At 71.8% G+C, this 14,672-nt stretch carries 13 protein-coding genes; 6 read left to right on the forward strand and 7 right to left on the reverse strand.

Annotated features, from left to right (window positions below; translation table 11 throughout):
* Window positions 1-2: 2 nt before the first annotated feature.
* Window positions 3-1,829, forward strand: a complete 1,827-nt coding sequence (locus AB0K28_RS20785; RefSeq protein WP_364372280.1) for a sugar-binding domain-containing protein — start codon at window positions 3-5, stop codon at window positions 1,827-1,829.
* Between the two features lie 214 nt (window positions 1,830-2,043).
* Window positions 2,044-3,342: an AI-2E family transporter gene (locus AB0K28_RS20790; protein ID WP_364372283.1), complete on the forward strand. Its 1,299-nt coding sequence runs from the start codon at window positions 2,044-2,046 to the stop codon at window positions 3,340-3,342.
* Window positions 3,343-3,391: 49 nt separating this feature from the next.
* Here AB0K28_RS20790 and AB0K28_RS20795 read toward each other — a convergent pair whose 3' ends face one another.
* The 6 genes from AB0K28_RS20795 to AB0K28_RS20820 form a co-directional block, all read right to left on the reverse strand.
* Window positions 3,392-3,850, reverse strand: coding sequence for a hypothetical protein (locus AB0K28_RS20795; RefSeq protein ID WP_345405499.1), 459 nt, complete (start codon window positions 3,848-3,850; stop codon window positions 3,392-3,394).
* A gap of 93 nt (window positions 3,851-3,943) precedes the next feature.
* Complete coding sequence (locus tag AB0K28_RS20800) at window positions 3,944-4,774, reverse strand: toll/interleukin-1 receptor domain-containing protein (RefSeq protein WP_364372286.1); 831 nt, start codon at window positions 4,772-4,774, stop codon at window positions 3,944-3,946.
* Window positions 4,775-4,814: 40 nt separating this feature from the next.
* Entirely contained in the window at window positions 4,815-5,750 is a 936-nt protein-coding gene (locus AB0K28_RS20805) for an oxidoreductase (RefSeq protein WP_364372289.1), read from the reverse strand.
* Between the two features lie 293 nt (window positions 5,751-6,043).
* Window positions 6,044-6,355 carry a hypothetical protein gene (locus AB0K28_RS20810; RefSeq protein ID WP_364372292.1) on the reverse strand — a complete coding sequence of 104 codons (312 nt, stop codon included), beginning with the start codon at window positions 6,353-6,355 and terminating at the stop codon, window positions 6,044-6,046.
* Between the two features lie 133 nt (window positions 6,356-6,488).
* Entirely contained in the window at window positions 6,489-6,755 is a 267-nt protein-coding gene (locus AB0K28_RS20815; protein WP_345405514.1) for a YciI family protein, read from the reverse strand.
* A 62-nt stretch (window positions 6,756-6,817) separates the two neighbouring features.
* The gene (locus AB0K28_RS20820) at window positions 6,818-7,267 is read right to left on the reverse strand and encodes a carboxymuconolactone decarboxylase family protein (RefSeq protein WP_364372296.1); all 450 of its coding nucleotides are present in this window, start codon (window positions 7,265-7,267) and stop codon (window positions 6,818-6,820) included.
* 82 nt (window positions 7,268-7,349) lie between these two features.
* Here AB0K28_RS20820 and AB0K28_RS20825 point away from each other — a divergent pair, with 82 nt between their 5' ends.
* The 3 genes from AB0K28_RS20825 (at window position 7,350) to AB0K28_RS20835 (ending at window position 12,937) form a co-directional block, all read left to right on the forward strand.
* A complete protein-coding gene (locus tag AB0K28_RS20825; protein WP_345405520.1) occupies window positions 7,350-8,216 on the forward strand; it encodes a sigma-70 family RNA polymerase sigma factor in 867 nt (288 codons plus the stop codon).
* Window positions 8,217-8,427: 211 nt separating this feature from the next.
* On the forward strand, window positions 8,428-8,763 hold the full coding sequence (locus AB0K28_RS20830; RefSeq protein WP_364372299.1) for a CU044_2847 family protein: 336 nt from the start codon (window positions 8,428-8,430) through the stop codon (window positions 8,761-8,763).
* The gene (locus tag AB0K28_RS20835) at window positions 8,756-12,937 is read left to right on the forward strand and encodes a trypsin-like peptidase domain-containing protein (protein WP_364372302.1); all 4,182 of its coding nucleotides are present in this window, start codon (window positions 8,756-8,758) and stop codon (window positions 12,935-12,937) included. The genes AB0K28_RS20830 and AB0K28_RS20835 overlap by 8 nt, the downstream gene beginning before the upstream one ends.
* Here AB0K28_RS20835 and AB0K28_RS20840 read toward each other — a convergent pair whose 3' ends face one another.
* Window positions 12,938-13,792, reverse strand: a complete 855-nt coding sequence (locus AB0K28_RS20840) for an NAD(P)H-binding protein (protein ID WP_364372305.1) — start codon at window positions 13,790-13,792, stop codon at window positions 12,938-12,940. It lies immediately after the preceding gene.
* 98 nt (window positions 13,793-13,890) lie between these two features.
* Here AB0K28_RS20840 and AB0K28_RS20845 point away from each other — a divergent pair, with 98 nt between their 5' ends.
* A complete protein-coding gene (locus AB0K28_RS20845) occupies window positions 13,891-14,568 on the forward strand; it encodes a TetR/AcrR family transcriptional regulator (RefSeq protein ID WP_364372308.1) in 678 nt (225 codons plus the stop codon).
* Window positions 14,569-14,672 lie beyond the last annotated feature (104 nt).

The raw sequence follows: 14,672 nt of genomic DNA on the forward strand, positions 1-14,672 counted from the left end.
AAGTGAGCATCGTGCCCGACACCCCCGAAGTGCCCCGCCCGGAGTACCCGCGCCCGCAGTTCGTCCGTACCGAGTGGCAGTGCCTGAACGGAACCTGGCAGTTCGAGCGGGACGCCGGCGACTCAGGGCTGGAGCGCGGGCTGCTGGAACGGGACCTGTCCGGCGAGATCGTCGTGCCGTTCTGCCCCGAGGCGCCGCTGTCCGGCATCGGCGACCCCGACTTCCACCCGGCCGTGTGGTACCGCCGCACCGTGCGGGTGCCGGAGGAGTGGGCGGGCCGGCGGGTGCTGCTGCACTTCCAGGCCGTGGACCACGACGCCACCGTGTGGGTGGACGGCGTCGAGGCGGGCCGGCACCGGGGCGGGTTCACGCCGTTCAGCTGCGACCTGGCCGCCGCGGCCGATCCCGAGCACACGTACACGGTGGTCGTCAGGGCCAGGGACCCGCGCACCGGACCGCAGGCGCGCGGGAAGCAGGTCCGCACGTACGAGGGGCACGGCCCGTGGTACGGCCGCACCACCGGCATCTGGCAGACGGTCTGGTGCGAGCCGGTGCCCGACGTCCACCTCGGCCGGCCGCGCATCACGCCCAACGTCGCCGCGTCCGCGTTCCGCGTCACCGTCCCCGTCTCGGCCAACCGGCCGGGGCACCGGGTGCGGGTCACGGTCTCCGACGCGGCGGGCGAGGTCGTCCAGGCGCAGGTCCGCGCCGACCTCGACCTTGCCGCCGAGCTGTGGCTGCCGCTGCCTTCCGACCGGGTACGCCTGTGGTCCCCCGAGGACCCCCACCTGTACGACCTGCGCATCGACCTGCTCGACGCCTCCGGCGCGGTCGCCGACACCGCCGCAAGCTACGCCGGGCTGCGCTCGGTCTCCATCGACGGGCACGCCATCCTGATCAACGGCGTCTCCGTCTTCCAGCGGCTCGTGCTCGACCAGGGCTACTACCCCGACGGCCTGATGACCGCCCCCTCCGACGAGGCCCTGCGCCGCGACATCGAGCTGGGCATGGCCGCCGGCTTCAACGGAGCCCGGCTGCACCAGAAGGTGTTCGAGGAGCGCTACCTCTACCACGCCGACCGGATGGGCTACCTGGTGTGGGGCGAGTTCGGTGACTGGGGCGCCGACGTCGGCGGCCCGCCCGGGGACAACCAGCAGCCGACCGCGTCGTTCGTCACCCAGTGGCTGGAGGCCGTCGAGCGCGACTACTCCCACCCGTCCATCGTCGGCTGGTGCCCGCTCAACGAGACCGCGCAGCGGTGGCACGACCGCATCACCGTGCTGGACGACGTCACCCAGGCCATGTACCTCGCCACCAAGGCGGCCGACGCCACCCGTCCCGTCCTCGACGCCTCCGGCTACTCCCACCGCGTGCCCGGCGCCGACGTCTACGACTCGCACTGCTACGAGCAGGATCCCGAGCTGTTCGGCAAGATGATGGACGGGCTCGCCGAGGGCCGCCCGTACGTCAACGCCGACGCCGACGGGACGCCGTGGTCGGTGCCGTACCAGGGGCAGCCGTACTTCTGCAGCGAGTTCGGAGGCATCTGGTGGAACCCCGGCGTACGGCAGGGCGAGTCGTCCTGGGGTTACGGCGAGCGTCCCGCCACCGAGGAGGAGCTGCAGCGGCGCTTCGCCGGGCTGGCCGAAATGCTGCTGGACGACCCCCGCATGTTCGGCTACTGCTACACGCAGCTCACCGACGTCTTCCAGGAACAGAACGGCATCTACCGCTTCGACCGCACCTCGAAGCTCGACGTGGCCCGCATCCGCGCCGCCCAGCAGCGCCCGGCCGCGATCGAACAGGCGGAACGCCCGTCGGCGGGCTGACCTCCGAGCCGGGGGCCCATCCCGCCCGCCGAGCCCGCTGCGGCGATCGCGACGGAGCGGAGGGCCCCATCCGCCTGCTGAGCCCGCTGCGGCGATCGCGACCCCCCGGCCCGCACACCGGTCCCCGATGCGAACCCATGGCGGTGATCGTGCATGGGAGCTTGGATCTGGGAAGAGACTGGTGGTGAAACCAAGGTCCGGTCAGGAGAACGCCATGACCAAGCCCGCAGAGCCGCGCGGCCCCCGCCGCCACGGGGAGTCCCGCGCCGAGGAGCGCCCCGGGGAGCCGCGCCGCGTCCAGGTGCTGCTCTCACCCGCCAACGTGTGGCGGGTCGGGTTCGCCGTCGTCGCGGTCGTCGTCGTGGTGTACCTGATCCGCTTCATCCTCACCGACGCCGGATCGCTGGTCGTGGTGGTGGTGATGGCCTGGTTCCTGTCGCTGGCGATGGAGCCCGCCGTCGGCCGCCTGTCGCGGCACATGCGGCGCGGCGCCGCGGCCGTCCTGGTGATGATCGGCCTCGCGCTGTTCGCCGGGCTGTTCCTCTACCTGTTCGGGAACCTGTTCGTCGAGCAGGCCGCACTGCTGGTCCGGGCGCTGCCGGAGGTGGTCACCGGCGCGATCGACTGGGTCAACGGCCGATTCGGTACGCGCTACGACATCTCCACCATCCTCAGCTCCATCAACCTCACCCCGCAGCAAGCCGCCACCTACGCCCAGGACCTGGTCGGCGGCGTGCTGGGCCTGCTGGGCACGATCACCGCCGCGGTGTTCAACACCTTCGCCCTGCTGCTGCTCACCTTCTACTTCTCCGCCGACGGCCCCCGCCTGCGGCGCTGGCTCGCCCAGCTCCTGCCGGGCCGCGTCCAGCAGGTCTTCCTGACCGTGTGGGACGTGTCGCTGGTCAAGACCGGCGGCTACGTCTCCGCCCGGCTCATCCTCGCCACCATCAACGCCAGCACCTCGACCCTGGTGTTCTCGCTGATCGGCATGCCGTCATGGCTGGCGCTCGGCGTGTGGACGGGCGTGGTGGCGCAGTTCGTCCCGACGATCGGCACGTACATCGCGATCGCCCTGCCCACGGTGGTCGGCCTGGCCTCGCCGAGCCCCTGGATCGGGGTGGCGGCGCTGGCCTGGGGGATCCTGTACCAGCAGGTGGAGAACCTGACGCTGGAGCCGCGCATCAGCGGCCGGTCGGTGAACATGCATCCCGGGGTCGCCTTCGCCGGCGTGCTGCTGGGGGCGCAGCTGTTCGGGGCGGTGGGCGCGCTGCTGGCGGTGCCGGTGCTGGCCATGCTGCTGTCGCTGGTCGACACCTTCGTCTCGCGCAAGGAGATGATGCCGGTCATGCCCGAGGTGCCGGAGGCGTACCTGGACGAGGACGAGGGCCCCGCCGACCCCCCGCCACCCGGCTCGGAGCCGGAAGCGGGGGCGGGAGCGGACACGGCGGGCGCGAAGGACACCCGGCCCGCCGTCGGCTCCGCGCCGCCCCGCCCGCTGGGCGGCGCCAAGTGAGCGTCCGCGCAGCCGCGCGCCAGGTGGGCCTCGGCGCAGCCGCGCGGCGCTAGGTGAGCTTCGCCTCCCCGCCCACCGGGGAGCGGGCCTCCAGCTCGGCGGCTTCCCCTGCGGCTTGGGAGCGCTGTTTGAGCTCGGCCTCGTACACGTGCCGCCGACCGCCCGTCAGCCGGTCCCGCACCTCCTTCTCGACCGCGCGGAACGTCGCGTAGTAGTCGTCGTCGTACGCCTCCACGATCTGGAACGTCCAGCGCCCGGGCAGCACGTCGCGGCCGACCAGCTCGGCCGCGAGGAGCCTGGCCAGCTCGTCCTGCCCGGCCTCGCGCAGCAGCCCCACGGCCTCGTGCAGGGTCGCGTGGGCGGAGCCGGTGAGCTGGTGGAAGGAGTAGAGGTGCCCCCGTGCGCGCTCGACCGTCTCCAGCGCCTCCGACACCAGACCGGCGGCGCGTACCGCCTGGTCGTCCGCGTCGTCCGGCCGGCGGTGGTTCTGATCGGGTGTGTATGCCATGCACTCAGCGTTACCCGTTGCCGCGCGGAGGATGCGCGCGCCGCTGCCGCGTGCTGCCCGGGACGCTCCCGCACGATGACGAAGCGCCGGACGTCAGCCGCCGCCCAGATGCCGCACGATGACGTCCACGCACGCACCCAGCGCGTCCGCGCCGTCCGCCTCGTTCCAGGTCATCAGGAACGTGTTCGGCGCCTCCGCGCCGAGCAGCTGGTACGGCGTCATCCGGGTGTGCGGGCCCCGGTGGACGGCGAGCACCACGGCGACCCGCTGCTCGTTGGCACGGAGCTCGCGTTCGGCCTGGCCCAGGATGTGCCCCTCGGTCGTCGAGGGGTCCGGCCACACCGCGACGCCGATGCGCAGCAGCGCGACCTCCACCACGCACGCCAGCCCGCCACCCGTGCGCTGGACGAGGTAGCCGAAGCGCCGGGCGCCCCTCTCCAGGTCGCCGGTGACGGTCGCGGAGAACTCGTCCATGTCCGGCCTGCGCAGCCCCGGCGCCTCGGCAGGCTGATCGCCGGACGGCGGCAGGGTGTGCAGCGGGACGCCGATCGCCGCCCCGAGCGCCGCGAGCCCCCGCTCGTAGTCGGTCAGGTCGATCTGCTGGAAGACCGACAGCAGCGGCGGCACCGCCACCGGGCTCAGCACGACGGGCAGCACCCTGATCTTGCCCTGCGCGGCCCGGTCCACGGCCGCGGCGACCTCCAGCTTCACCCACTCCTTCGTCAGCGACGCCGGAGAGAGCAGCGCCAGGAAGCAGTCGCTGCCCTCCAGCCCCGCGTCGATGGCGGCGGCGAAGGGCGTACCGGGGGCGATGCTGTCCGGCGCCATCCACACGGTGACGCCGGCCGCGCGCAGGTCGGTGGCCAGCCGGCGGGCGCGTTCGAGGTCGGGGCCGGCCGCGTAGGTGACGAAGACGCGTGTCACCTCCTCATTGGAGCGTCCCGGGCGGGGAGCGGCAAGCCGTTCACGAGGGGAGGTCGTAGGTGACGCCGGTGAGGCGTTCCGACAGGTCCCAGAGGCGGGCGGCCGTGGTGGTGTCGTACAGGGCGCGCTCGCGGGTGCGGCGGGTGGGTTCGCCGCGGATCTGCAGGGGGCCGTCGGGCACGATGTACGAGCCGCCGGGCAGGTCGGGGACGGTGGCCGCGTACAGGGAGGTCCTGGCCCCCTCGGGCGCGGGGCGGAAGGCGGCGCGCTCGGCCAGGCGCATGGTGGCCAAGTAGAGCCGGCTGCGCGTGCTGTTGGCGCCGCCGGTCATGACGTTCGTCCTGGTGAAGCCGGGTTCGACGGCCATGCTGCGCAGCCGCAGCCCGGCGGCCTCGGCGCGGCGCTGGAGCTCCATGGCGAAGTAGAGGACCGCTCGCTTGGTGCGCCCGTAGTGGAAGGCCGAGCGGTAGGAGCGTTCCGCGTTGAGGTTGCCCAGGTCGAAGCGGGCGAACCGGTGCGCCATGCTGCCGACGGAGACCACGCGGGCGGCGGGCGCGGCGAGCAGGTGCGGCAGGAGCAGCCCGGTCAGCGCGAACGGCCCCAGGTGGTTGACGCCGAACTGCGACTCGAACCCGTCGGCGGTCCGCGCGTACGGCACCATCGCGATCCCCGCGTTGTTGACCAGCAGGTCGAGCCGGTCGTGATCCCACGATGCGGCGAAGGCACGTACGGACTCCAGGCTCGCCAGATCGAGCGAGCGCAGCTCAAGCCGCGCATCGGGCACCTCGTCCCGCATCCGCCCGAGCGCGGCCTTTCCACGCTCGGGATCGCGGCAGGCCAGCACGACGTGCGCGCCACGGCGGCTCAGCTCGCGCGCGGTGACGTACCCGATGCCGCTGTTGGCGCCGGTCACGACCACGATGCGGTCAGATTGGTCGGAAATATCGGTCAAGCTCCAAGAACGGGGGATGCCCATGCTCGTCACCTCGCGGGGGGATACCGGTACGTACGAGAGAGCATGCCCGATTCCCGATCTTGTAGTGACCCGCAAAGTCCAGCGCCCACGCGATCCCGTGCCGCTGTACCGGCCGATCAGTGCTCTCTTCCGTCGCGGGCCCGGATGCGGCGCTCACGGCCTGCACCCGGGCTGCGATCGTTGCGCTCGGGGAGCCTCAGTACTTCTTGATCTGGTAGGAGTGGCCGGTCGCGTTGCGGTTGCCGGAGCAGGTGGCGACGGACTGTCCCGAGGTGTGCTCGGCTTCCAGGGGGTCAGCGGGCAGGTAGCGTCCATTTTCCGCCCTCGCAGGCGGGTGGGCCGAAGGTGAAGCGGCGTCCGCTGGTCGTCTCGGCCATGATCGTGTCCTCGGCTCCGTTGCGCAGGCAGCCACCGGACGCGACGGGAATCTGGACCGACTCCCCGGATGGGAGTCGCCGGTGGTGAGTCGTGTCGCCGACCCACTTCACCGTCACGGTTTCACCGGTACGGTTTTCGACGTCCACCCACCTGCTGACGCGTGGTTGGCAGGCGGTGAGGGCGAGAATCATCGCCGGGAGCAGCGTCAGCCGGATGATCCTTTTCACGAACCCCCTCGGCCGTTCGGGCTGTGCGTAGTCATGTAAGCATGTGCCGGCGGTCAGCGCACATGCCGGCACTGATGGGTCTTGCTTCGTGTCAGGGCCGGGCGCCCGGCCCTGACACGAAGTACGCCGCCCGTCACGGGAGGATCGGGGTCCACTCCTTCAGCAGTGCGATGTCGTACGCGTCCACCGCCGTGTACGGGTCATCGTCCAAGATCTCCCGGAGTTCCGCCTCGTCCGCGACCTCATAGACGTGCATCGCACCCTTGTCGTCGGCCCATGGCCCCGCGGTGATCAACCGGCCCTGGTCGAACAGCGCCTGCAGATGCTCACGATGCGCCGGGCGCGCTCTCAAGCGGTCATCCTCGTTCTTGAACTCCATGTACAGCACAAATCTCGCCATGGCCGTCAGATTAGTACTGAACGATCTTCGGGGCGGAGGTGGCGGCGCGGGTTTCTACCCGTTCACCAGGTTTTGCCGGCCTGTTCCCGGACCGTGTGGTTGATCCGGTTGAAGAAGTTGGTCAGGGCGATGTGCAAGATGATCGACGACAGCTGGTCCTCGTCGAAGTGCGCGGCGGCGGCGTCCCAGATCTCGTCGGTCACGCCGGGCGCGCCGTCCTGGATGCGGGTCGCCGCCTCGGCCAGCGCCAGCGCCGCCCGCTCGGCGTCGGTGAAGAACGGCGTCTCGCGCCAGGCCACCACGCTGTGCAGGCGCTCGTCGCTCTCCCCGGTCTTCCTCGCCGACACGACCCCGGCGTACACGCAGGGGCTGCAGCCGTTGATCTGACTGGCCCGCAGGTGCACCAGCTCCAGCACCCGCGCATCGGCGCCGCCCGCGTGGACGGCCTTGTAGAGGTGCTGGACGGCGGTGGTCACGTCCTGGTTCGGCGTCCGGTTCATACGTGCTTGCATGGCTCTTGCTCCTTCATCGGTTACCTGTGCCCTTCCGGGCTCGTCATCCCCATGACGGAGCGGATCCGAGGAAGGTAACGACATGTCCCACATCAGCCCGGCGGTGGCCGAGACGTTCGAGGCGCAGCGCGACCGGCTGCACGCGGTCGCGTACCGCATGCTGGGCTCGCACGCCGACGCCGAGGACGTGGTCCAGGAGGCGTGGCTGCGGCTCTCCCGCCAGGACGCGGCCGCCATCCACAACCTCGCCGGCTGGCTGACCACCGTGGTCGGGCGCATCAGCCTGGACGTCCTGCGCTCGCGCCAGTCCCACCCCGAGACTTTCCTCGACGGCCCGGCGCCCGTGGTGGTGGATGACAGCGCCGTACCGGAGGACGACGTGGCGCTCTCCGACTCGGTGGGTCTCGCGCTCCTCGTCGTGCTGGCCTCGCTCACGCCGGGCGAACGGCTGGCGTTCGTGCTGCACGACCTGTTCGCGGTGCCGTTCGACGAGATCGGCCACATCCTCGGCAAGTCCACCGCCGCCGCCAAGATGCTCGCCAGCCGCGCCCGCAGGAAGGTGCAGTCGTCCGAGCGGCCCGCTGCCACGGGACGTGAGCAGCGCGTGGTGGTCGACGCCTTCCTGGCGGCGGCGCGCGACGGCGACTTCGAGGGCCTGCTCCGCGTCCTCGACCCCGACGTGAAGCTGACGGTGGGCACCCCTGGCGGCCCGGTCGTCGTCCTCGGCGCCACCGCGGTGGCCAACGGCGCCCGACTCCGCCTGGCCGCAGGCGTCGGCCCGAGCCGGGCGGTGCTCGTCAACGGTCTGCCCGGCGTGGTGGCCTGGCACGAGGACGGCACCCCGCTGTCCCTGCTGGCCTTCACCGTCACCGACGGCCGCATCACCGCCATCTCCGTCATTACGGACCCGGAGAAACTCGCCCGAGTCGACTTGCCTAAATCGGCCTGAGTGCGAATACCCGAAAACGGCTCGTGGGAGGCGTTTGAGAAATTCCGTAAGTCGCCTGCGAGGCCGATGGGTTCTGGATTAAGCTGCGGCAATTGCCGGGCGGAATAAGCGGCTGTTTACTTGCCCATACAACCGGCGCCTTTCGCAGTCAACTCATCATGTGAAACAAGTGTGGCCCCGGCGGCTGGAGGATGCTGTGAGTGTTCGTCCTGTGCACACGGTGGAAGTCCCCGTTGGCGATGACGTGGTCCGGGTGCAGGTCAGGGAGGTGGACGAGGCGCTCGTCCGAGTGGGCAGAGGTGACGGCGCCGTGCAGCGGGCGGGGCGCTCGCTCGGGCGGATGCTCGACACCGTGCGGCCGGTCGCAGACAGTTTCGTCACGCGGTTCCAAAGGCTGGAGAATCCGCCGGACGAAATGGTGCTGGAATTCGGGGTGTCGCTGTCGGCCGAGGCGGATGTCGTGATTGCGAGTACGGCGACCGAGGCCAACTTCTCCGTGAGCCTGACCTGGAGACGCGGTGAGCGGCCGGAGGCACCGGATGAGTGATACGGCATGGTTGGGCAGCCTGTACGACACGTTGGCCGCGGCGGTCGTCCAGGTCGGCGAAGAGGGCGGCGCCGGCTTTCTCGTCGCCCCCGACCTGGTGCTGACCTGCGCCCACGTGGTGTCGGACGCGCTGCGGAGGCCGAGGTCGGAGAGCCTCGCGGAGGGCACTCCGGTCGTGCTGGGATTCCCGCTCTCCGAGCCCCCGCCGGACGGCGGCCCCCGGCCGAAGTGGGAGGCCGTGGTCGAGAGCTGGGTGCCGGTCAGGGCCGAGCGCACCGGTGACCTCGCCGTACTCCGCCTGCGCGAGCCCGTCCCCGGCGCCCGGCCGCTGCCCATGGCCGAGCCCGACGGCGTACGCGGCGGCCGGGTGCGCGTGGTGGGGTTTCCGCGCGACGCGCCGGGCGGCACCTGGTTCGAGGGCCGGCTCGGCGGCCCCACGGGTGAGGGCTGGATGGAGCTGGCGCGGGCCACCGGGCAGAGCGTGCACGTCAGGCCCGGGTTCAGCGGCAGCCCCGTCTGGGACGACACCCTCAACGCGGTGGTCGGCCTCGTGGTGGCCGCCCAGCCGGTGGGGGAGACGCAGCAGGCGTACGCGGTGCGCACCAGGACCATCGTTCGCGAGCTGCCCGCGCTCGGCCCGGTCATCCGCCCGCCCTCGCCGTTCCGCGGCCTGAAGCCGTACCAGGAGGGCGACGCCGACGTCTTCTTCGGCCGTGAGGAGGACATCGACGCCGTCATCACCGCCCTGTACGCCTCCCGCACGGTGACGGTCTACGGCCCGTCTGGCTGCGGCAAGTCCTCGCTGGCCCGCGCCGGCGTGGTGCCCAGGGTCCGGGCGAACGGGTACGAGACGCTGGTGTTCAACGCCGGGGACATCTCCTCGATGCGGTTCGTGCTGGCCACGGAGCTGTCCGCCGGAGGCGCCCACGCGGCCGGCGAGATCGAGGGCTGGCTCAGGGACCACGGGCTCGGCGACACCTTGCACCGCGTCCGAGGGAAGGCCGGGGACCTGATCATCGTCCTCGACCAGGCCGAGGCGCTGCTCGACCGCACCCCGGCCGAGATCGACGAGCTGACCGACGTGCTGTTCGCCAGGGCCGGCGGCGTACGGGTGCTCGTCACGCTCCGCTCCGACCTGGTGGACGCGGTCCTGCGGCATCCCCGGCTTGGCTCCGCGCTGCTCGGCGGCCGTACGGTGCCGCTCGCCCCCATGTCCGCCGGCCAGCTTGAAGAGGTGATCACCAAGCCGGTGGACCGGCTGCCCGCCGTGGCATACGAACCGGGCCTGGTCAGCCGCATGCTCAAGGACTCCGGCGACGAGCCCGGCATCCTGCCGCTGCTGGGGTTCGTCCTGGAGCAGCTGTGGGACCGGCAGGACAGCGGCCACCTGCGGAACGCGGCGTACGAGCAGCTCGGCGGCGTCTCCGGCGCGCTGCGGCAGCACGCGGAGCGGACCTGGAAACGGCTGTTCGACGGCAGGAAGGAACACGAGGAGGCGGCGCGGCGGCTGCTCACCAAGCTCGTCCGCATGCTCCCCGACGGCGGGATTCTGCTGCGCCGCCGCCTCACCCGCGACGAGGTGGACGCGCGGCAGTGGGAGATCGTGACCGAGCTGGCCGCCGCGCGGCTGCTGGTGCTGCACGGCGGCGAGGGCGAGCAGGAGAGCGCCGAACTCGCCCACGAGACGCTGATCACCGCCTGGCCCGCGCTGCGCGACCAGGTGGACGAGGACCGCAGGTTCCTCATCGGGCAGGCCGAGTTGGAGCAGGACCTGCGCCGCCATGAACGCGGCGGGCCGCTGCTGACCGCCGCGCAGCTGACCGCGACCGACCAGTGGACGGGCGGCCGGGAAGGCGACCTGACGCAGGAGCAGCGGCGGTTCGTGGCCCTGTCCCGTGAGGCGCTCCGCTCGATGCGGCGCAGGACGCATGCGGCGTGGATCTCGGGGGCAGTGGTGATCGTGCTGATCGTCGCTCTCGGCACCTTCGGCCTCGTCCAGGGACAGGTCAGCGCGGAACGGGCGAAGGAGAACACGTCACGGGTGCTGGCGAGCTCCATCGAGGACATGGTCGAGGAGGATCCGGGCCGGGCGGCCCTGGCGGCGATCGCCGCCTACCGGGTCGCGCCCACGCAGGAGGCGGTGAGCGCGCTGCTGCAGCGCTACGAGGCGCTCAAGGAAACCGCGTGGATGCTGTCGGGGTTCCAGGGGCAGATCATGAACACGGCCGTGAGCGCCGACGGCTCCCTGCTGTTCGGCGTCTCCGCGGGCGGCCGTGGGACGTTGTTCCACCATCAGGCCGGGGGCAAGGTCCTGCGCCGGCATCTCGGCCTGCCGGGGAACCTGACCTTTCCGCTGGTCAGCAGAGACGGGAGGCGCATCGCGTACATGGTGGACGGCGCCGGCGCGCTGCAGTGGCACGACGTGCGCCTCACCGGGCGCGACATCGTGCTGGGGTCGGCGCAGCGGCTTCCCGGCGCCGGGTTGGCGAAGTTCACCCTCGGGGGGAGGGACGGCAGCCACAGCATCGTGTCCTTCTCGCCGAGCGGCAGGCGGGTCGCCACCGTGGACTCCGATGGCCGGGTGAAGGTGTGGGACCTGGCGACCCGGCGACTCCAGGAGACACGCCTTCCCGCACTTCGGCAGCTGTGGTTCGGCCCGGACGAGCACACGCTCGTCGGTGCGCTGTTGCGGGACGGCGACCCTCTGGTGGTGCTCGACCTGCGCAGCGGAGCCGTACGCAGGCCGGAGGGACGCGGCAGGCTCTCGGCGGGTGATCAGGATTTCGCGGTCTCGGCCGACGGGAGCGTGGTGGCCGTGTGCAGGAAGCCGTACGACGCCGACAAGGCTGTATACCGGGTCGTCCGCGTCGCCGACAGGCGGGAACTGATCCGCTACGTCTCCACCGCCTCCTACAGCGTGTGTCACCAGCCCGCCGTCTCGGCGACCGGCGATCGCGTCGCGGTCAACGAGGGGAGCGGCGCGTGGGTGATCCTCAGCGCCGGCACGCCCCCGCGACGGTTCACCGGGCCGAACATCTCCTCCCTCGGCAAGGTAGGCCCGCTGCTCGGCCCGCCGGACGCCCCCGTCGTCGTCGAGCGCACCCAGGCCGCCGTGACGGGCCAGCGGCTGCACGAGGACGCCGGGCTGGGCGCGTACAACCCGCCGGTGCTGCTCAAGGGCGGTCGCGCCATCGTGGTCCGGGCCGGCGCAGCCAAGAGCGGGACCGCGGACCGGCTGGTCGTCCAAGAGGTCGAAGGCGAAGGGCGGACGCTCGGCACCGCGCCCATCCCTCCCGTGCCCGCCGCCAAGGACCACATGCTGGCCGTCAACCGGTCGCAGACGCTGGTCGCCGACGTGTCCGGCTCGGCGGACATCACCGTGTACGCCCTGCCCGGCCTGCGGGTGGTGAGCGCGTTCACCGCTCGCCGCGACGAGAAACCGGTGACGTTCTTCTTCACCTCCGACGACGAGCTGGTGACGGTCTCCGGCAGCCTGGTCGAGCATTGGAACGCCCGCGACGGCCGCCGCCTGTCCGAGTCCTTCGACCTCCGCGACACCTTCAAGGACCTCGGCGGCTTCTTTGTGCAGTCGTCCTACGAGCCGGGCCACGTCCAGGTCACCGACGTCGCCGCCCACACCCTGCGCACCGTCCGCCTGGCGACCGGCACGGAGGACCCCGACCGGCGGATCCGCCTGGGAGAGGACCTGGTCACCGCGACGGTCGAGCCCAGCGGACGCTACGCCATGGTGCTGACCAGCGGAGGGGTGATCGAGCTGTGGTCGGTCGCCGACCGCCGGCGTGCCCGCAAGATCTTCGGCGGGCTCGGGCCCCTGGAGGCCGGCACATCCCAGCTCGGGGTGCTGCGGCCGGACGGCGACGGCGATCCGGGCTTCTTCCTGGCTTTCGGACGTTCCGTCCGCTTCCTGCGGGTGAACGGTTCCGGCGAGGTCGACGTCACCTCCTACTCCTTCGCCGGCAAGCAGGCGTTCAGGGCGTCGGCCGACGAGGGGAGGGCGCTGCTGCGCGACCGCGGCGAGTACATCGATGTGATTCGGCTCGACCCGGAGTCGTGGAGCTCCCACCTGTGCGGCGTACTCGGCCGCGACCTCGACGACGAGGAGCGGCGCGGCCTGCCCCGCGACCTGCCGGACGCCGTCTGCCCGGATGCCTGATCAGCGGGAGCTCAGAGCGGCCCGCAACGCCTCCTCGACGGACGTCGCCGGACGGCCGATCGCGGTCTCCAGTGCCGGGCCGGTCACGTCGAACTCGCCCTTCCTGGACGCCGTGAACATGGTCAGCATGAACTCCGCCACCGGCCGGGGCAGCCCGCTCGCCGCCACCCACTCCTCGTCGTCCACGACGACGCGCTCGACGCGCCGGCCGGTGATGCGGGTGACGATGGCGGCGACGTCGGCGAAGTCCAGCGTGTGCGGGGCGGTCAGTGGCGGGGTGATGCCGTCGAACGCGCCGTCCTCGGTCAGGGCGAGGGCGGCGGCCTCGGCCAGGTCGTCGTGGGCGGTCCACGACACCGGGCCGTCCTGCGGCACGGCGAGCGTGCCGGTCTCGAGGGCCGTCTCGACGTAGGGGTCGAGGGTGGAGGCGTAGAAGCCGTTGCGCAGGGCGGTGAAGGGGATGTCCTGCCGCTTGAGGTGCTCCTCGGTGGCCGCGTGCACCTTCTGCGGCGGGAAGAGCGAGCCGGGGGAGGCGGCCTGGTGGCTGGTGTAGAGGATGCGCCGCACGCCCGCCGCGCGGGCGGCGTCGACGGCGGCGAGGTTGGCGGCCGTGGCGGCGTCGCCGCGGATGGCGGCGGAGATCACCAGGACGCGCTCGGCGCCCTCGAACGCGTGCTCAAGGGTGGCGGGGTCGGTGAAGTCGCCCGCCCGGACACGTACGCCCCGCGCGGCCAGGCCGGCGGCCTTGCGCACGTCCCGCACGCTCACCCCGACCCTTTCCGCGGGTACGCGCTCCAGCAGGCGGTTGACGATCTTCGACCCGAGGCGGCCGGTGGCTCCCGTGACGATCAGCATGGAGGGACTCCCGTTCTGGCTGTTTCCAGTGGAACGAGAACAACGTTAACACTGATATTTCCATTGGCAACAACAGTGGTACGGATATCATCGCTCGCATGGCGCAGACCCAGCAGCGGCGAGACCTCACCCGCGACCGCATCGTGACGACGGCGGCCGGCCTGCTGCGCGACCACGGGCCGGGAGCGGTGACCACCCGCCGCGTGGCGCAGGAGGCCGGGCTGCAGCCGCCCGCCCTCTACCGCTTCTTCCCCGACAAGGAAGCCCTGCTGGACGCCGCCGCCGAGCACGTCTTCGCCGAGCACGTGGCGGGCAAGCAGGCCACCGCGCCCACCGGTGACCCGGTGGCCGACCTGCGCGCCGGATGGGACACCCAGATCGGCTTCGGCCTGGCCAACCCCCACGTCTTCAAGCTGCTGCTCAGCCGCCCGCGCGACACCCCGGCCCAGGCGGAGGGCCTGCGGGTGCTGGCCGAGCGGGTGCACGCGATCGCCGCCGCGGGCCGGCTCAAGGTGAGCGAGGAACGCGCGGTCCATCTCATCCACGCGGCCGGCGTCGGCACCGTCCACACGCTGCTGAGCCTGCCCCCCGAGCAGGGCGACCTCCGGTTGTCCGACGCCGCCTTCGACGCCGTCGCCGCCGCCATCCTCACCGACGAGCCCGCCCCCGCTGACGACCCGGCCGGCGTGGTGACCACCTTCCGCACCCTGCTGCCAACCCTGTCCACGCTCACCAAGGCCGAGGCCGCCCTCCTCGAGGAGTGGCTGCGCCGCTGACGTGGACGACCACCCGGACGAAGACACCACTGTGCACCGGCAGCCGAAGACGAAGCCCACGACGAAGGCGGCCGTAACCGTCGTCCGATCAGATGCTTCAGGCG

It is taken from the genome of Nonomuraea sp. NPDC049504, assembly GCF_040676845.1.
Taxonomy (GTDB): Bacteria; Actinomycetota; Actinomycetes; order Streptosporangiales; family Streptosporangiaceae; genus Nonomuraea; species Nonomuraea salmonea.